The organism is Flavobacterium sp. Sd200, from assembly GCF_009826935.1.
Lineage (GTDB): Bacteria > Bacteroidota > Bacteroidia > Flavobacteriales > Flavobacteriaceae > Flavobacterium.
Genome location: NZ_WUMN01000002.1, coordinates 369720 through 389262 on the forward strand (window position 1 = coordinate 369720; position 19543 = coordinate 389262).

The 19543-nt window shown below is 42.7% G+C and carries 15 protein-coding genes; 9 read left to right on the plus strand and 6 right to left on the minus strand.

Translation table 11 applies throughout. The features are described 5' to 3' along the window. The 3 genes from GR160_RS07750 to GR160_RS07760 are packed head-to-tail and all read right to left on the minus strand — an operon-like array spanning position 1 to position 8658. The gene (locus tag GR160_RS07750) at positions 1-3645 is read right to left on the minus strand and encodes a DUF6443 domain-containing protein (protein WP_160749295.1); all 3645 of its coding nucleotides are present in this window, start codon (positions 3643-3645) and stop codon (positions 1-3) included. Between the two features lie 12 nt (positions 3646-3657). After that, positions 3658-6987 carry a hypothetical protein gene (locus GR160_RS07755; RefSeq protein WP_160749296.1) on the minus strand — a complete coding sequence of 1110 codons (3330 nt, stop codon included), beginning with the start codon at positions 6985-6987 and terminating at the stop codon, positions 3658-3660. A gap of 54 nt (positions 6988-7041) precedes the next feature. Continuing rightward, the gene (locus tag GR160_RS07760) at positions 7042-8658 is read right to left on the minus strand and encodes a T9SS type A sorting domain-containing protein (RefSeq protein WP_160749297.1); all 1617 of its coding nucleotides are present in this window, start codon (positions 8656-8658) and stop codon (positions 7042-7044) included. Positions 8659-9058: 400 nt separating this feature from the next. On the opposite strand from GR160_RS07760, the gene GR160_RS07765 reads away from it, so the two are divergent. Further along, a complete protein-coding gene (locus GR160_RS07765) occupies positions 9059-9484 on the plus strand; it encodes a hypothetical protein (RefSeq protein ID WP_160749298.1) in 426 nt (141 codons plus the stop codon). Between the two features lie 126 nt (positions 9485-9610). Next, a complete protein-coding gene (locus tag GR160_RS07770) occupies positions 9611-10315 on the plus strand; it encodes a type II CAAX prenyl endopeptidase Rce1 family protein (RefSeq protein WP_160749299.1) in 705 nt (234 codons plus the stop codon). A gap of 51 nt (positions 10316-10366) precedes the next feature. Here GR160_RS07770 and mobC read toward each other — a convergent pair whose 3' ends face one another. Beyond that, a complete protein-coding gene (gene mobC, locus GR160_RS07775; RefSeq protein WP_160749300.1) occupies positions 10367-12355 on the minus strand; it encodes a conjugal transfer protein MobC in 1989 nt (662 codons plus the stop codon). Between the two features lie 113 nt (positions 12356-12468). Here mobC and GR160_RS07780 point away from each other — a divergent pair, with 113 nt between their 5' ends. After that, positions 12469-12885 (plus strand): response regulator, encoded by a 417-nt coding sequence (locus tag GR160_RS07780; RefSeq protein ID WP_160749301.1) that lies wholly within the window; start codon positions 12469-12471, stop codon positions 12883-12885. Positions 12886-12907: 22 nt separating this feature from the next. Here the strand turns inward: GR160_RS07780 and GR160_RS07785 are convergent, their stop codons facing one another. Both GR160_RS07785 and GR160_RS07790 read right to left on the minus strand, forming a co-directional pair. After that, positions 12908-14188, minus strand: coding sequence for a relaxase/mobilization nuclease domain-containing protein (locus GR160_RS07785; protein ID WP_160749302.1), 1281 nt, complete (start codon positions 14186-14188; stop codon positions 12908-12910). Next, positions 14176-14565, minus strand: coding sequence for a plasmid mobilization relaxosome protein MobC (locus GR160_RS07790; protein WP_160749303.1), 390 nt, complete (start codon positions 14563-14565; stop codon positions 14176-14178). The genes GR160_RS07785 and GR160_RS07790 overlap by 13 nt, the downstream gene beginning before the upstream one ends. 428 nt (positions 14566-14993) lie before the next feature. Between GR160_RS07790 and GR160_RS07795 the strand changes: the two genes are divergently transcribed. The 6 genes from GR160_RS07795 (at position 14994) to GR160_RS07820 (ending at position 19493) form a co-directional block, all read left to right on the plus strand. Further along, a complete protein-coding gene (locus GR160_RS07795) occupies positions 14994-15560 on the plus strand; it encodes a Crp/Fnr family transcriptional regulator (protein ID WP_160749304.1) in 567 nt (188 codons plus the stop codon). Between the two features lie 51 nt (positions 15561-15611). Continuing rightward, positions 15612-16064 carry a hypothetical protein gene (locus GR160_RS07800; protein ID WP_160749305.1) on the plus strand — a complete coding sequence of 151 codons (453 nt, stop codon included), beginning with the start codon at positions 15612-15614 and terminating at the stop codon, positions 16062-16064. Between the two features lie 811 nt (positions 16065-16875). Continuing rightward, positions 16876-17166 (plus strand): hypothetical protein, encoded by a 291-nt coding sequence (locus GR160_RS07805; RefSeq protein WP_160749306.1) that lies wholly within the window; start codon positions 16876-16878, stop codon positions 17164-17166. A 235-nt stretch (positions 17167-17401) separates the two neighbouring features. Next, entirely contained in the window at positions 17402-18235 is an 834-nt protein-coding gene (locus GR160_RS07810; protein ID WP_160749307.1) for a LytTR family transcriptional regulator DNA-binding domain-containing protein, read from the plus strand. Between the two features lie 495 nt (positions 18236-18730). After that, positions 18731-19189 (plus strand): MauE/DoxX family redox-associated membrane protein, encoded by a 459-nt coding sequence (locus tag GR160_RS07815; protein WP_160749308.1) that lies wholly within the window; start codon positions 18731-18733, stop codon positions 19187-19189. A 16-nt stretch (positions 19190-19205) separates the two neighbouring features. Continuing rightward, on the plus strand, positions 19206-19493 hold the full coding sequence (locus GR160_RS07820; RefSeq protein ID WP_160749309.1) for a hypothetical protein: 288 nt from the start codon (positions 19206-19208) through the stop codon (positions 19491-19493). Positions 19494-19543: the final 50 nt, after the last annotated feature.

A 19543-nucleotide genomic window follows, 5' to 3' on the forward strand; every position in this document is an offset into this window, starting at 1 on the left:
TTAATCGATTAAATGTGTTATAATATTTACTGAATTAGATTCTAATACAGGCTTTTCTACAGTATTCCAAATACTTTGAGCTCTTGGTCCGGCTGTAGTTGTGATAAAGTCTACTGTTCCAGATGCGCCTTTAGCAAAGTTCAACGATAATTTATTCCATATAGGTGTTGATACCGATCTAGGTAAATATGGACTGATGGCATTCATTAAACCTCCTTTAAAGGTCATTTCCAAAGTCTTTCCGCCATTAGCCTTAGCAAATGCCATAGCTGCATCTTTAGCCGCATCACCTCCCGACCAAAATACTCTGGTAGTTGCTTTACCACCAATTTTCAATCCTGTAAATGCCCATCCTCCTATGGGGATCATTGCCCCCATGCTCAAGCCAGCAGCAGCATAATCTCCCCTTATTGCGGAGATACCTGCGTTTACAGCATCAATTGGCTCACCTATAACAGGAACTGTTCCTAAATAATCAAGGGTAGTCTGTACCTCATCCCACTGTTGTTCTGCCACGCCATCACGCCACCATTGGTAGTTGCCGCTGTTCCAATACACATGGTCTTTTATCCTAATGCTAAGATATTCCTGCAAGCCACGGCCATAATTATCTTTACTAATTTGGAGCTCGGGCAGCGTTTCCCCACTTTCTCGGGAGTATTGGTCATACCATTGCTGCTTATCGCTGGTCCATATCCCCGAATTATTTACCCATTTAGTGATTGGCGCCCTGGATAGATCGAAGAGATCCATCAATATTCCTTTTATATCGGGAGACAACCCCGTTGGGTCATTAAAATAGACAGGGTTATTAAACCCAAAATGGTAAGGCGTTAAAGAATACGACCTATGTGCCAGTGCATCTGTAGTAACAAACCTTCCGAGTGCAGGGTCGTATTGCCTGAAACTCATTTCGCTCATGTTCAACCCAAGCGATTGCTCAAATTCCTGCCCATTATATTTATAGGCATGAACAAGCTTGCCGCCAGTGCTCACAGGAGGATAGAGTACAATTTCATCTTCGATCTCCTTGTACTCCAGGTAATCCATATTGTAGTTAAGATGCCTTAACCCAAATGGATAGTAGTGGCTCTCCTCCTTAATCTTAAGCCCTCCGGGATCGGTCTTGAAAGGAGGCGAGTAGGCATAGTTCATCCGTACATTGCCCAAATGGTCCCTGTACTGATACACATAATTATAGGTACCACCAGTTCCTACGGGTGTATAATCCACATATCCTTCGGCAGTAGGAAAGAACTGCAAAGCACCGTTCTTGTACTGGAAGCCACTCAGGTAGTCTATAACAACAGTGTTGCTGTTTTCAACTACTGTCTTCTTTAGCTTAACACCTGCTGCATTGTAAAGGTAGGTAATACTGTTGCCGCCACCAAAAGAAATTACTACAGGAAGGTTAAGGTGATTATACGTTATGCCCATGACCCTTTTATTGAGGTCGCTAAGCATGTTTCCGTTATCATCATACGCATATTCCGCCGCATCAGGTGTGGCGGTAAGATCAGAAAATCCCTGTGGGCTGTAAGAACTGTCATCAACCCTGAAAAGCCTGTTACTGTTCTCATAGTATTTTAACTTTAAATTGTCGATGTTTACAACTGTATTGGGATCATCCAGCCCGCCTGTACGAATAATCCTTTCAATATTGCCATTGATATCATACATCAATGATTCATTATAGCTGCCTGCCTCAGGGACAGCCTGCCCTGGTTTTTGATAATAGGCATCCTTCAGGCGGTTGCCACTATCATAAGCATAACTGTACTTGCGAAGCACATTATCCTGAGCACTTATCCATTGCGTTTCCGATATATTGCCGTTATACAGCGGTTTAATCCTATCGTTCAGGTCATCACCAATCGTGTTGTAATTTATCCTGTAGGCAAACAGATCCTCAGGATACAAAGTCTCTGTTTGAAGGCTGTCTACATTATTAATATCCGTAAGCCAACCCCGGATGTTGTATTTATAGTCTACCTTTTGGTAAGTGCCTAAAGAGTTACCTAACATAAGCGCGCCACCCACATTTTTCGAGACTAACTGACCTAATTCATTGTATGTATTGGTCGAAAGCTTTTGCCCTTCCAAGCTGTTTATCTGATGGGCATGCCCTAACAGCCTGCCTTGATCGCTGTATTCAAAGCCTTCCCAGATATTTGTTACAGTGCCCGAACTTAGCTTTCTAAACTGTATTTTGGAATATAACGGCGTACCAATAAAATCAAACTTACCGTCTTCCTGTGTGTACCCGCCCAAATAGTTCGTTGCCTTGGTGCGCAGCGCCCTGCCCCTGTAGTCGTAATACCTGTAGGTGGTTTCACCTACTGTAGAAGATGCACCCTCCAAAGCACGTACCCAACTACCCGTCAAAAGGCCTTTGGTGCTTAACGAAATCTTTACGCCCTCTACCTGTGTGCTGGCTGTTGGTCTGTCAGACTGGGCCATCCATAGATAATTATCATAATAATTTACCGATAGCAGTTTAAATGATGTGGGCAACCCGGATGGTGTATTATATCCTAATGCGATATTATCTATAGTACTACTGCCCCTTTTTGCATATATAGGCACACCATTATTGTCATTTTGTAGGGTAGCCCAGGCAGAAGCGTCTACGGTTTGCTGATACCAACCGGTAAAAGCTACCCTGCCAAAAACATCATAATAGGTGCGCAGCCAGCCTTGGTCGGCCGCTGTAGCGGTAGCACCACCAAAAGGCGTTAAGGTTGGGCCAGTAGCTATTACCCTGTCCTGGCTGTCATAAACAATATACTCCGTTCGCTTGCCCGGTAGCTTCTTTTCTACAAGACGGTTGCGCTTGTCATACTTGTACCTGTAGCACAAATTTTCAAGATAGGTGATCGTTCCTTGCGCTTTAGGCGGCAGCACATAGGTGAGGTTGCCAAACTGGTCATACACATAATAAGTGTCCGCAGTTACCCCGTCAATATATGCACGCTGTAAAATGAGCTGCCCATCCTTGTTTCTAAATTCCTCCGTTGTATTGTTCCTGCCGCTGGTCCAATTCTCATCTTTAGTAACTGTTTTATACAATTTCCCTACGGCGTAATTGCCACCGTTTACAAATGTCGGCTCATAAACAGACCCGACCAAGTTAGCATTGGCTTTAAGCCTTCTTACTTCATTAGCTACATTAACCTGCTGGCTGTATTTAATGGTCTTGTCATTATCATCGCCCTGATTTCCTTTCCATGCCGCACCCGGTGCACTTTGCTTAAGCACCCTGCCAAGGGGCGAAGGCTCTAAAAAGCTTTGGGAGTATGCAATTGAATCATTGAATTTGGTTACATAGTAATTGACAGTATTTGTACGGGCAGCACTATCAAATTCTAATGTAGCCCTGTCGGTAGGATATGGCAGGTATTTCTTTACCTGTCTGCCATAAGAGTCATACTCAATATGGGTGATGATATCCATGCCACTGGCACTCATCTTTCCGGCCAACTGCTGTATAGGCCTGCCAAGTCCGTCATAGTACGTTACGCTTTCATGCGGCGCCAGCGTATTTGTCGTATCCCGGTAGATTATAGTCTTCACATAATTCTGGTCCTGAGACTGCGCTATTGCCAAAACAGGCAACAGCAGTAGTAGGTATATAATTTTTTTCATAATGTTCTGCTGTTATTCTTCTCTGTAATGGTATTCGGTCTCTGATAGTGTCCTGAAATTGTCGTCTGGGTCTTTCTCTTTTACAAACTGCAACCTTCCAAAGGAATCATAAGTATAATAAAGGGAGTAGTTCTTTGGGTCGGTAACATTGGTAACACCAACCAATTGCTTATAGCCATAGGTAGTTACCATTGCATCAGGCAGTAGTGTGCGTATGTTAAGCGGTGCAATGAACATTTGTTTTACCGCTTCTTCAGTAGTGCCTAAGGCAGCCAGCACACTGTCAAACTCTGCGTTTTCAATCATCGCAATAGGATATTTTCCATTATATCCCCACAGATAGCTGACATGGACACCCGATTCTTTTTTTACTTCCAGTACATTGCCGTTTGTGTGGTCTATCTTTACATATTGTATGCGGTTCTCGCTATCTGCTGTACCTTTTGCCGATTTAATAAACTCAGGTGCCAGGAGCGTATCGTTCCATTTTCTATAGACGGTTTCCTGTTCGGAGAGTTTGATACCGTCCCTGAACGACTGGGTGACCAAAGGAGCCATGATGTTTTTAGCCACGAGATCGCCAGCATGGGGTTTGGTTGACATCTCCGGGTTGGTAGGGTAAAAATACTTAGTGGTCGCGGTGCCGTCGCTTGTAGTACTCTTTTGTTCAGCTACATTGTAATGATTTTCATAGTCGTAAGTATAGTCCGTAGTGGTTACAAACTCACCTCCGTTGTCTAAATAATCAGTGCTGGTACTTCTTAAAAGATCCATCGCACCACCTACCTGGTGATAAACCTTGTACATCAATGTGTGGGCATTAGGGGCTGGCGCCGCGCAAAAACGGATTATTGGAAGGCGGAACAACGTCCTGTTTTTTACATATTCGGTGTTAGCACAATATATAGGCATCCCTCCCGATCCCGGTGCAGGGCAATCCTCTAATCCATCTTCCAATAAATTTTTATAATAAATAGACCTGAACAGAGAAACATCGGTATACTCGTTCTCCGTTTTTTTAATCATGCTGAACGAACCGTTAGGATTGCTTTTATAAGCCGTTACAGTCAACGGTTTGCCTCTGAGCCATTCATTATCTGTGGGAGGATGATAAGGGAATTTATAATATAGACCCGAATCAGGTGTCATGGTAAAGGTGTGAACGGTTTTACCTAAAGTATTGCTGCCCTCCCCAATATATTCGGTAACAGTGCCATAGCCGAGACTCTGTTCCTGATAAGTAACAAACGGAGCTCCCGGCACATTGCCGTAAGGCTCGAATGTGATCCACTCCTGACCCGCAATTGTAGTGGTAACTTCTGCTATGGAACGGAAATTTGCCAGACCAAACAACTCGCCACTAGACCTGCCCGTACTCGGGTCATTATAGTCATAGGTCATTGTTTTACCTAAATGGTCTTCAGAATCCCAATATTCTATCTTTTTGATCCTCTTACCTCCTGCATAGATAGGATCGTTACTGTCAACAACAGATTCCAGCCATTTTATATCTACGATAAATGTATCAGGTTCGTTGGTAGGGTCGTTTGGGTCATATAGTATATCAGGATTGCTAGGATGAGATATGAGATTAGCATCATTTGTCGGGTCATGATACCGTGTAGGTGCCACTTCGAGTGTGTAGGTTCCCGGTTCCAATATTATATTCCTTCTTTGTGTGGTGCTGGCGGTTTGATTTAAAGGATAAAAATGACCATTCCCTCTGATGCCTATATTAAACTTACATTGAGGGGTATTACTTGGATAACTGCATCCCCTTGTATCGCCAATAGAAACCATATAGCTGGGAGTTCCCACCATGGCTTCCGAAATAACGAATTCCTGCGTGTACAAGCCATGCCCAAGTCCGGCACCTGATGTATAAATATTTGGATTATTATAATCTATATTGGAGATGCGCGCATATTCGGTTCCATAAGGGTTGGTATTGACAAAGAATATATCTTTCGGCAGATGGTTGAATACTTTATTGTGCTCATAATGAAACGCAGTATGCCCGCCGTCAGGATAGATAATTTTTTCGAGCATGCCTGCCCTTGACATGATCGTGTCGATACTCCTTCCGCCAACTATATTGGTTTCTCCGGGATCTTTAAGGCAAAATCCATTATCCTTGCCATTATAATATCCCCAAATATCCTGAGAATTGGAATGCCTGTTGGGTAGTGGAGTTGTATTGTATACAAATTGGTGCGGAGGCAAAGCATTTCCTGACGCATCCTTTACCTGCACCGTTTTAAGGTACATACGCTTCTTAGCCCATGTATCAATGCCTCTTAGAAATGGATGGATCTGCGCATCGTCGTTTGCAACCACATATTCATGGGTAAACTCCACCTGCTTGATGACCACCTCATTTATGTCGCGAAGGATGATTTTCTTCAGACAGCCGCCTCCGTTTATATCTTCCCTTGGTTCATATTCAAATAAAACACTGCCTTTATCAAAATCTATCCTTTTGTGCCTGTCCTGGTTGCTCTCTACACGCTTTACATAGCTCCTGTAACCGGAAGGGGAAGCGCCCGGCACAAATTTGTCGTATGACCTGCGCCAAAATCTTAGTATTTCGCGTTCGTAGGTAAAGTTAATTTCGGGTCCCTTCTGGGTTTTAATTTTCCCAAGGTGCCATGCACTGGAAACTACAGGGATTTCAGCACCTCCATTCATTACGACGTTAGTGCCAATTTCAATTAATTCCCTCCCTTCGTATGAGTATTCAATATCACCTTCATCCAGTGAAGCATTAAAGATGTAAGAATTTCCTTTATCATCGCCTACTGAGCCTAAGCCCACTTTAATGTTGCTGAATTGCTGCACTACCGGCTGTCCATCCGTATAGTCCCGTATAAATTTACCGCTTATACCATTCGCATTAAAATAGTACTGATCGGGTATTTCATCTACCGGGCCACCAAATTCCTGGGCATTTAAGGCTTCCTCAGTCCTTTTTTGCTGATCCCAAAATATGTTATCATAGTCAATAACATCATTGGGATATTCATCGGGTTCATCCCTGACCTGCCTTGATATCATACCGCCGCAGTTTAGTGTCCACCCCAATCCTACGCGCGAGGCTATTTCTGCTACTTTTATACCCCTCGCATGGTAGCTGATACTGATAGGTACAGTTACACCGCCTGATTCTATCTCGAATAAGGGTATTGATATATTAGGCACCCCTGTGTATAGCGACACAGGAACTTCTGTAAATTTAAAAACTTGTGATGCTTCCGGCGAGGGAGGTGCTATATTGGGCATATCCTGCGCAGAGCAGGCAATATGCATTATAAATGCTATGAGTAAATATTTAATTGAATTCATGGGTATTGGTTTATTGGTTGGCCTGTATATTTTCATTTTTCATGCTGTTGTATTCTATTTTGCGCCTTTCATCACTTTAACCGAGTCGGTACCCTTGTCGGTCTTTACCTCCACGATGTAAACACCCTCAGGGTAAGACCCCATTTCAAGGGGAATGGTACGTGTGGTTACCGGAAAGCTTTGCAGCTGCCTGCCCGAGAGGTCAAATAAAGAAGCCGTACCGCTGTTAAATTCAAAGCCCACAATAATGTTGGTAAACTGCCCTGCAGGGTTGGGTATGGCCTCAAGCTGTGTCTTGCGCCTTTCTGGCTTTTCCTTCTCCTTGTCCAGTAACTTTACCACCCAAAAGTCGTTCGAGCCCTTGCCGCTGTTCTTATCCCTCGAAATATCCCCTTTAGAGGTACCTGCCAATAGGTAACCGCCATCGCGGGTCTCAATAAGCTTTTTTAGCTTGTCCTCACCATTGCTGCCAATGGTCCTGCGCCACAATTCTTCACCATCATGGGCTATTTTTATGGCTACATAGTCATTAATGTCTTTCTTATCCTTTTTAGTGGTTCCCATAACCTCGGTCTGGGCATAGCCGCCTATCAAAAATGTACCATCGCTGTTCTCTACCAATGAGGTTAAAAGGTCTACCTTGCCTGTATTGTAGGTTTCCTGCCAAAGTACTTCCCCTTTCTCGTCAAGCCTCAGTATCCAGTAGTCCGTGCCTTTCTTATTCGCCTTGTTTTTGTTGCCTGTAGTAGACGATGCCGAATTCCCCCCAACAATGTAGCCGCCTCCTTTTAATTCGCTGACAACATACAGGTGGTCGTCTTCCTCGCCGCCAAATACCCTTTGCCATTCGGTAGCACCGTCTTTGTCCAGTTTAAGTATCCAGTAGTCACCTGCTCCATAGCCCTGCTCTGATTTATCCTGTGAGGCAGGCGAATTGGAGTACCCACCAACAATATACCCTCCGTCTGAGGTGGGCTCTATGCTTTCCAATACGTCGGAATATTTGCCGCCAAGGGTACGCTGCCATTTTACAGTGCCTTTATCGTCAAGCTTTACGATCCAGAAGTCTAGGCCGCCACGGGAGTTTTCTTTTTTACCGTAAGGGTCGTTTCCGTTCTTGAGTAATATATGGCTGATAGGGGAAGATGATGTGCCGCCAATGATGTAGCCGCCATCTGCCGTAGGGGCAATGCTTTTTACGATATCCTGGCCACCGCCGCCAAGGGTCTTTTGCCATTCTTCGCCTCCTTTGGCATTGAGCTTTACGATCCAGAAGTCTTCGCGCCCACGGCATGAATCTTTCTTTTGAAGGTCTGCGGGTGATTCTGATGTGCCTGCAAGGATAAAGCCGCCATCGCGGGTGTTGCGGATGCTGTACAAAAGGTCGGGGCCCGAACCGCCAAGGCTCTTCTGCCATTCAAAATCGCCTTTCTCATCCATCTTCCATATCCAGTAATCAAGGTCGCCTGCATTGTCGTCGGTCTTATTGCCGTTCTTACCTGAGAGCGAACTGCCTGCCAGGATAAATCCATAATCTGCCGTGGGTTGTGCATCAAGGAGGTATTCGGCCTGCTTGCCACCATAAGAACGCTCCCATAGGATGTCCTGCGAATAGGCAACCGTCAGGCATAAGAATGCCACTGCGCATGCACATAAGTTTTTGTGATTCATAAAATGAGTATTTTTTAGGTGCCGCTCAGCTGATTAGAGGTGGTACCTGATTGATGCTGGAAAGGTATTGAGCAGCGTTGAGATAAAAATCCCCATCGATGGGGATTTTAAGAGAAGTTATGAACAACTGAAAAACAATGCTTTACAAATACCATTATTGAAAAATATTCAGACATCATCCTCTATTGCTACTGTTATCTCAAAAAAAGCATCTCAAATTAGAGCTGTCTTTAAAAATAGAAAGAGCCGCAAACTTTCAAAATTGTACTTATTAACAGGCTTTCACTATTTTATGAAGTCAAATACTACTAATCCATTTTGAAAAAAACATCAAATCAACCAATCATATATGTGTGTTTTTAAATGAGATTTAGTTTTTCTTTCAGGTTTTATCCAAACCATGAAAGGAGAGATTTTCGAGATAATAATACTGCAACTTGACTACCATTTAATTGAGAAAGTTCGTGAACTCAGGGTCAGGCATAGCCCATATATTTCCATGCTCAGGCTATCGCAGGAATTGGAGCTGGGAGATAGTTATATCAGCAGTGTTGAAAATCCCAAATTGAGGGTCAGGTACAATCTACGGGCTCTGCATAAAATTGCCACTTTTTTTAGACTAAAGTCTTATACAGAACTTTTTCCCAAAAGAGTATTACCCCACGAGATGGTTCGTATAAGGCTATGCAAGATACCCGTAAAGAAAGGTAAAGCAATACCAGAGGAGAAGCCATACCAGATTATTTCTATAACTCCGCTTACCGAGGAGGAACTTAAACTGTGGCAGGCCAATAAACTTCCCTACCTAACCTATATTGACCAATAATAGGTCTTGTTGCTATTAGGAGATAGACAGATATTTGATAGTGACACGTTTTAAGAAGTCTTAAACAGGTGCATACTCAAGAAATTAATAGATTTGATACCCAAGGTCACCTTTAGAAATAATTAAATGAACCGGAGCAATCACTTTATTTCGTTCCTCAAAGGAAAGCCCGCGATTCCTGAGCTTTCCGGCTTTATTCCTAGACTAAAACTTTTTGCATGGATACTCCCCCTCATGCTATTAGTGATAATACTTTCAGCATTACTCCAAATGTTGCTTGTTCGTTTAGGAATTACAGATGCCGTAAAGTCAACAGGCATGATTCCGGACTACATGAGAACGATGCCTTCGTATAGAATCATTTTAGAGATTGTAATCCTCGCTCCTCTTTTGGAAGAAACTGCATTTCGTGGAGTGTTGCAACGTAGGGTCATATGGTTTAAGACCGGAATATTTTCACTTACTTATCTGATGGTTTGCCGCATTTTAGAGTTAAATTTCTATGAAGTCACTTTAGCTACTTCCCTGATATTTTGTGTCGCTTCTTTTACTTTCTTATTGAGGGAGAAAAGTATTCTACCGATAATCGCAATGTTTGACAGGCCACCTTTGCGCGCAATGACTATTTGGTGTTCGGCTATAGCTTTTGGCTTTTGGCATTATTACAATTTTGACTTCAGCGATGCAAGTTTTTTTACCATCCTGATTAGCCTGCTACCCTTTATAATAAATGGCCTGCTTCTCTCCTATGTGGCAGTAAAAGGTGGCCTTCCTTTGAGTATTCTTCTCCACATGGCCAATAATGCCTGGCCTCTCTTATTTTGGTTATAGCTTCAAAATTTCGTTAGCCGATAAAGAGCAACCCATAATATTGCTGTAAGCTTATTTTTTGATGATCAAATGCGCCTTCGCAGGGTCTTCCAGTAGGTGCTCAATCTCAAACCGGATAATATCCTGTATATCCTGCTTTACCTGTAGGTAATTGCGCTGCACCATGTTATTATCCAACTTGCGTATAACCTCTATTTCCCGGTAATTATCCTGTTCCTTTTTTAGTGCCGCATGGTCATTCAATACCTCACAGTGGAACGCTTTCAGGTCGATCCTGCAATCGGGATCGTCGGCAACCATGCCGACAAATTCGCCGGAACTCAGTGCCGATATTTTGGAGGGCGGGATAGCCGAGTCAAGCTGTTTGGAACGGCTGATAGAGGTATCACCACTGTTGATCGATAAGCTCTCCCTATCCTGCATAATCTTGCCAAAGCGCTCGGATAATTGCTTGGCGGTATCACCGGTCACCTGGCCTGCCACGATGTTTCCGGTAATGTTCATAATGACATCAGCCTGCTCACGGCCGTAGTCTTTCCGAAGCTGGCTAAAATCCTGTATGCCCAGACAGGTGGATACCTTATTGCTCCTTGCCGTCGCGATCAGGCTATCCATATTGTTGAGATAAATGGTCGGGAATTCATCAAATATCAGGCTGCTTTTAAGCTTGCCCTTTTTATTGACCTGCTTCACAAGGCGGGTTACATACAGTGACAATACAGCTCCATAAATTTGTATCTTTTGTGGATTATTGCCCATGCAAACGATTTTAGGATCATCGGGATTATTGATATCCAAAGTAAAGTCGTTACCAGACAGCACATAATAAAGCTGTGGTGAAGACAGCCTTGCCATTGCTACTTTTGCTGAAGCAATTTGCCCCTCCAGCTGCTCCATAACGTCATTTTGGTATGCGTTCACGAAAGGATTAATGAGCACTTCTATTTCCTTTTCCGTACGTAAGAGTGTAAAAAGGTTGTCGTAGTCTACCTGCATAAGCTCAATGACATGCGGAAGCGTACAAAATTCACCATCTTTATATTTTTTCAGGTACCATATTATAGCCGTCAAAAAATTGATAGGTGACTCCACAAAGAAGTCCCCTTGCTTTTTGATCCATTCCCGGTTCAGTCCCATCAGTATAGTGCGCGCCGATTCTGCGGCATCGGTTATGTCAGTCATGGAAGAAGGTTCTAAAGGGTTACAGCGGTGCGTTCGTGAAAGATCATCAAAATTAATGACATAGAATGCCGGCGGCTTGTCATACTTGTCTTTGTTGTTAAGCCAGGTATTATAAGCTATTTTGGAGAGGTCATCAAACTTAAAATCATAGACGAACATTGTAAAACCTTTACGGATATGCTGGGTGATAATATGGCGGATCACAAAGTAGGACTTTCCGGCACCCGGTGTACCTAGCACCATAATCGCCCGAAAGGGGTTGATGATATTAATCCAGCTTTTGCGAACCTTATCACGAAGGTAATATTGCGCGGGCAGGTTAATAGAATATTCATTTTCAAGGAGCCGTTCTTCTTGGGGAAACGTCTCATTTTCCTTGTTGAAAATATCCTTATTATTTAGCCGCTGCCGAATAATTCTGGAAAGTAATGTTCCTCCTGTCAGTATCAGCAAGTACCCTACGCCTGCTATCATTATATAGAGGATAGCAAGATAATCCATCCGAAGACGCAACTGCAGCGCAAGGTAACTGGCAAAGTAGAGAAGCAATCCGGTTATGATATAGGCAAACGCCGTTTTATATCCCAGCTTTTCATCTTTACGGCCTTTAGCCCCGAGTAATGATATGGCCAAGAATCCAAGTGCAATAAATTTGGATTTGTGAAAGCCTGACAGCAATCCGGTTCTGTAAACATTTCCCAGAAGCCTATCCGTGAACTCGCTTACCAATCCCCAATGACGGAAGGCCGCATAACAAAAATAATAGCAGTGAATGATCAATATTATTATACTGATAAGCCGCGTCATATCTAAAATTTTACGCAGTGCCTGTTCGTTTTCCCCTGTTTGTGTAGCCATAACTCTTAAAATTATTTTTCCCGTTCAACACTTGAGAAAGCTTTAACACTTCACAAAGCGTATATCGGCTATCTTTAATAAACTAAACCTTCTTTGAACAGCTATCAAAGCCTATGCTTAAAAATGTTTACCTCTGTGATGATGACCCTGATGATAGGGAGTTATTTCAAAACGCTTTGCAGCAAATAAGCCCTGACCTTTTATTAACCGCAAGTGGCGATGGAGAGGAACTGCTGCTCCAACTCTACGATTCCTTTTCCAGCCTACCTGATATTATTTTTCTGGATATTAATATGCCCGGAAAAGACGGACTTGAAACGCTGCGCGAAATCAAATCCCACTTGCATTTATACAATATCCCCGTAGTCATCTACAGCACAAGCTCCCAGTCCGATACTGTCCATGCCACCTATAGCCTGGGTGCGAAAAGCTATCTGGTAAAGCCCGACAGCTTCAATGTGCTGAAGAAGGCTTTGACAATGCTGATTGACAATCAGTCCACATCCACACCGAAGTTTTTGATAACTTAATCAACTTTGGTCTGCGGCCGGATCATTTGTTCGGCCTCTTACCTTTTCTCTTTTTACCTGAGTTTCCTTTAAGGGGATAAGGGACATAATCAGGTAACTGTTCGGCTTGTGTAAGCACCTCCAAAATGCTAGCCTTTTCAGACTGTTGTTCCATCCTCTCGGTTTCTGCCGCCGAAGCCTCGCGAGGCGGTTGTAACCTCCCTTTCAAAGGGGATGCATGGCCCGGCAAATGCTGCCCCTGCACCAAAGCAGGCTTACAGCGTTCCAATATAGCTTTGGCACTGTATGATTTACCCAGTTCACTGCCATTAAAAATGCATTTGGTCGTATGATCCACATAGGTGATCCCATAGACGGCACCACTATCGCTTTGCCGCAGCACAATGTGGATGCCTTGCCTATTGAGTGCAGCCATAAAGTCCGGCAGACTTATCTTTTCTCCCAAAAAAACCATGTCAACAGCATTGGTTACGCGGCTTCTGTAAGGAGTTCGTTTTACCTTGTTTGCGGCGTATTGGGACTCCAAAAATTTCAGGGTTGGTTTGTTGTAAAAGGAACTGGACTTGATGGGAATACCTATGGGCCTGCCTTCATCATTTAATATATGGTAGAGCAGCCCACCCGATCTGAAAATCCTTGATCCTTCCTTGCCCTGGTCTGCTAACATGTTGTACTGCCGCAGGACGGCGTTGAGTTCTGCAAGGCTGGCATATTTATAATGGTTTAGCACATTATCCAACACCACCTGGATCGCTTTTTTTGAAGCTGTGCGACCATAGTTTACCTTTGCCAAACGTGCGGGCTCTTGCGTATTTTTAATGTTGTTTTTTTGTCCCTGTGCAGGCACCAGCCCGAACACTTTTTCGATCTCCTTTCGCGCCGGTTCCGATTTATTGATACCCAGATGGTGCAGGCTGATTCGCTTGGCCTCGGCCGTTATATTAGTAGTGACCAAATGCAGGTGTGGGTGCCCTGCATCGTTATGCCGGTATACTAGAAATGGCTGGTCTCCAAAGCCTATTTTTTCCATATAAGTTTCAGCTACCTGCATCATTTTTTCATTTGGTAAATCACCTTCGGAAGGATCAAAATTGAGCGAGATGTGTACACTGTTCACCTTGACATCTTCGCGCAGCTGCAACTGTTTTACAAGCCGGTTCAGGCGTATATTGAGTGAAGTTTTTTCCGGGTCAAAGGGATAGTTACCCGCGCCAATTATTTCCGCTTTGCCTTCCTTAACCTTGTTCTCATTGTAGTTGAAAATCCGGTGAATGGAACGCCCGGCCTTAATCACCGCAACCATGATTCAGAGACCTTTTGCACATGCTGCTTAATGCCTTCGATCTTGTTATAAAGCGTGTGCTTTTCCACCTCAAAAGTCATCAGCCATGTCCTGAATTCCGGAAGTCCTTCCAGGGTATGAAGGCGTTTAACGGCCTGGTTGAAATTGTTGCCAATGGCGTTAAGTTCCTGCCTGAGTCGTGCCATTTCGATCAGCTGGTCATCCTGCGCGGCATTGCGGTAAATAGTTACCAGCGGCTTTTCCAGCAGGCAGTGCCTAATAAAATCACTGAGCTTATTACATGTAGATGCCTTATACCGACGCTCGATTTGCGTGTACTCCTGCGGTGTCACCCTGAAGATCACGCGCCTTGTCCTTTTTGAATTTTCCTTTTCCATCACATCATCCTTTAATCCATATTCAAATCCCTTTGCTAAAGATCATCACGAAATTCCCTTTCGCTTTATTTCACATTGCATACGCTTTGCACATCGTATCAAACCCCGCCCCCGAGTTCCGAGGATTAGGGCGGCAAGATGTCCGGTGTATGACACCGGTTCATCTTGCCGTTTGCTGTAACGGGCAAACTGATCCTAAGCCTTTTAGTGGTTTCAAATGTAGGGCAGTCAAGCAGAAAAAACCTAACCTATACGAATTTCGAACAGCATGTTAACCACCGAATACTGGTCAATTGGAAGCCTAAATACGGATGTCTGTCACTGAAACTAAAATTCAGTTCTGTGATACACACTAATAATCGTAACCAAAACATGCGTATATTTCCGTGGCGGTGGCGAGATTTTTTCAACTATTGTCATGATAACTTATGAAACAGATCCGTGAATATTTCGAATCCACCTCCCTTCTTTCAGACAGAGACTGGGAGTGCTTTGCATCGATGCTTACCAGATCAGAATATCCCAAAAAGCACCTCTTACTAAGCAAGGGAGAAACGGAAGGCTATCTCTCCTTTATTGAAAAAGGTATTGTCCGTATGTTTATTCCTAAAGAGTACGATGACCTTACATTTGGTTTTAGTTTTGAAAATAGTTTTACCAGTGCCTATGACTCTTTTCTAACCCGCCAGCCTTCGGTATACAGCATTGAAACACTGGCATCGACCACCTTATGGAGAATCTCTTTCAAAGACCTTCAAAAGATATACGAACAGACCGCAGTTGGGAACTTAATTGGCCGTAAGGCAAGCGAAGAACTCTTCCTTAAAAAGAGCCGCAGGGAACTTTCATTATTGAGTGAATCAGCAGAAACACGCTACCTGAAACTGTTCACCGAGCAGCCTGAATTAGTCAGGCAGATCCCATTAAAATATATTGCTTCTTATATAGGAATAACCCCTCAGGCATTAAGCAGGATAAGGAGGCGAATTTCTTAACCTGGGTTCATTGTATCTTAAGTAACATATACCAAACTTTGTCCAAAAAAAATGAAACCACTACTCGTTTTGCTTTGCTTATTTGGACTGTCCCTGGTCGCTACCGCGATGTTGTGGGGTACGTTAAATTTTGCATTTTCGGGCAAGGCCGCACTTGCCGGAATGCTCCTGTTTACCGCTTCTGCGCATTTTGTTTTTACCCGTGGAATGACAATGATGGTTCCAGCATTTATACCATATAAAAAGCAGATAGTGCATCTGACAGGTGTCCTGGAGATTGCCGGGGCAGCAGCACTTTTTATATCCCGCATTAGCATCGTTACCGGCTGGTTGCTGATCGCTTTTTTTATTGTATTGCTACCTGCCAATATATACGCTGCCATTCATCACATAGACTATCAAAAGGGTTCCTATAACGGTAAAGGATTATCTTATCTATGGTTTCGGATTCCGCTGCAACTCTTTTTCATCTTCTGGACCTACTGTTGGGTAATATTGGGCTAACTTTTTGCTCGTGTAACCAGGCATCGAAATAATGTATAAATTCAAAGTTCACTGTAGAGGCACGACAAATCTCGATTGTGTAGGTTTATCAGCAAATAATCCACCCATCCCATTAGGCCTGTCTACTGATGATGGTCAATATCAATTGAAAAACAGTGATAGATCTTCTGGCAGCTGAAAGCTGGCATCGATACAGGACAGATCCTCTTTGAAGGGGGCACATACTCGGGACAGCAACCATACTAATCAATTTAGTCCGCAGAGTTATTTCTTTAGAATTTAACTTTTTATTACAAAAGTATTAACACGCGTGCCAAGTAAAGATCACTAAATTTGATTGAACCTTCATTTGTTACTATTATTGGATTTCCGCATGGCGAAAGGGTCTGCAAGCGTTGTCAGATCCTTAACCATGCAGGATAACTTAAATTTTTCCGTTTTTAGTTGTTAGTCATCTTACGATTCGTTTGTATAGGGCCTCTTTATGAGGCTCTTTTCTTAAGCAATAAATAGTTAGTGGTTTAACAACAGATTAACAAAATAAAAATTATCAATTGTTATTTTTACGACACATAAAGAATCATATTGAAATCAACCAAACCTTTATTTTTACTAAAGTTGAAATTTACTTTTCATTATTTAGTTGGGGCCATCAATAAATCCGATAAACTTTTTTACCATCGCTAGGAGCCTGCCATGTGCAGGCTCTTAATTTTCTACTAATATTACTGTTGGAATTTCGAACAGGATACCTATCTGCCGATCAGCTATTTTTGTTTAAAAAATAAGGTTCAATTAAACACTTGAAATTATGTTGACAAAAGATGATGCTGCACGGGTATTTGATACAATGTTAAGTATTCCTGGTATGAATGAGATGGTAAAGATTGACCTGAAGATTTCGAGGAAAAACGTATTGCTGTTAAATCAGGTAATAGGGCACGGCCTGAGCGCCGAAGGAGGCGAAAAAGAAGCAGGGCTGCTCTCAGCTATTGCTAAGGAAAACCTACAGGAACTGAAAGACATTGCGCAGGAATGCCTGCAAAAAGCGGGACTTATAGAGTTCAATGAAAAGATAAATAGCCTCGGAAACTCTAAATAACTGATCAAGTTTTAGCAAAAGGCAGCTGTTCACCAGTTGCCTTTTTTTTGAGGCTTTACCTGCTATCTACTGAAACTGTACCAAGGTGGCCATTGCCTCCAATGCATTACGGCGTTATTTTAGGTTTAATCATCGAAAATGAGGAAACCCGTAAAAATATTTACACCGGCTATTGTACATTGTCCGCAACCCCAAAAACATCGGTTTTTATAACGTAATAAAACCAATGTCACCCATGAAAACAGTTCATTATCGCAACCGCAAACTCCGCTTGATCGCGGCTTTCACAGCTTCTTTTTATATCCTCTTTCATGGCCGTCCCTTTGACATTTACCGGGCATTTACATCCGTTAGCTTTTACATTGCCTTTGCCGTTAGTTTCGGTATAGGGCTTTTGCTGGTCTACGCCATACACCGCGCCACGCTTTGGCTCGACACCAGATGCAGCTGGAGAGAAAGACCTATTGAACGAAGCCTCATGCAATTTACCCTTGGCATACTCGCACCCGCAATCATCGACCTGCTTTTGATCTCTATATATTTCCAGGCATTGGGACAGGATGTACTTAATAATGGGTTCCTGCTCATCGACTATCCGGTAATCGTATTCTTTATTATTCTACTGAATGTTTACTACCTCATACACTACCTTTTGCTGTCCGAGAGTCATTTCCCGACAAGTCAGAAAACTGAATTAACTCCAATAGAAAAAAAGCAGGATAGTGGTCAAAGCAACAGCAGGCAGGGACAATTTGTGCTGTATTACCAGCGCGAAGGGAAACAGGTACGGGCAGTAATTAATCTGGGGTCGCACTATCTACTTAATACCACTATAAATTATATTATCCACGAAAGTGATGACCGAACATTGTGCCAGATCAACAGGCGTATGATCATTAATTATGAGATAATTGACACCTATCAGCAAGGAAAAAACAAGACTTCTCTGACGATTAAAATCAAACCTGATTATTTAAACCAGATGGAAAATTTGCTTCACGACAGTCTCCAGGTAACAAAAGATAAAAAGGAGGCATTTCTTCGCGGATTTTATGATCACTATCAATAAAATTAAACCGTTATCCCGCATCTGTACTCGTTGACCCGCATCCGCCAAATTTTATTTATCAGGTTTATTTACCTTTCAACGATAAATTTCGTTGACTGGTATCTTTTATCCGTTGACTCGCATCCCAAGGAATAAAAGCTATTGACTTTTAAACCATTACAGAATACATTTATATCAAACTCATCAACTGCATGCATTAAGTTGAACCCCGAACATAATTGCTTACCTGATCAATAAGCAAAAATGTAATGGGATTTCAAATGAGTTCGTTGGCTAGTCAATTGTAGTTTTCAAACACGGTTATAAGGTGCATTTAAAATGTAGCCTTTCGATGCGCAACAATTAAAGAAATAACTTCAATAATTGGATATTTTCTAATCTTAGGCTTATACCATTTTGAGGCGAATTGGCGTCAAAGCAGGTTGATTTTCCTGTTGGAAATCTCTTGAAGCAAGCCTATTCCACATTCAATGTGAACCAATTCAATCTACTGTTATGATGGAAAATATTATCCGTAAGAAGCAGCCGCAACAGCTTTCTTACAAAGCCAATGAAAGGTTGGTGTTTATAATTACTTTGATAGGCATTTTCTTGTTTTTATATACCGCTTATTCAAAAATAGCAAATTACCAATCGTTCAAAAATGGTCTCTCCAAACTTCCCATACTGGAGGATTACACTGGCTTTTTAGCCTGGCTTATCCCCGGAAGTGAGATTATCATCGCGGTGCTGATGTTGATACCTAAGACCACTAAAACAGGTCTGTGTGCTTTTACGGCTTTACTGATTGTATTTACCAGTTACTTAATAGCCTTGCTATTATCCGGCACGAAGCTTCCGTGTTCCTGCGGTGGGGTTATTCAAAGCCTGAATTGGTCACAACACCTTTGGTTCAACCTTGGCTTTATTGCCCTTGGTTTAACTGCCATCTATTTAAGTCGAATTAAAAAATAATATAATTCATTATCGTATGAAAAATTTACACAAACTTGCTTTTGGACTGCTGGTAGCAGTTCTTGCTATCGATTTTAGCGCTTTTACTAATGCTCCACACAAACTTGTTGGGAATTGGTATACTATCAATAGTTCTTCTGGTGACGTACTGCCGAGTGATGATGAAGCGCAACTTTTCACGAGTTATGACCCTGATTCTTCACAAGAGAACCAACCTAACTGTGGAGGTTCTATTAATGTTTGCGCAGCGGAATTCGCGAATGGTACCGGCCAGCCGCCAACTGCGTTTTCATTAAGAAACTAAATTAGCAAAGGGTAAAGCTTGACTCATGAAACATATTTCAAGCTTTACCC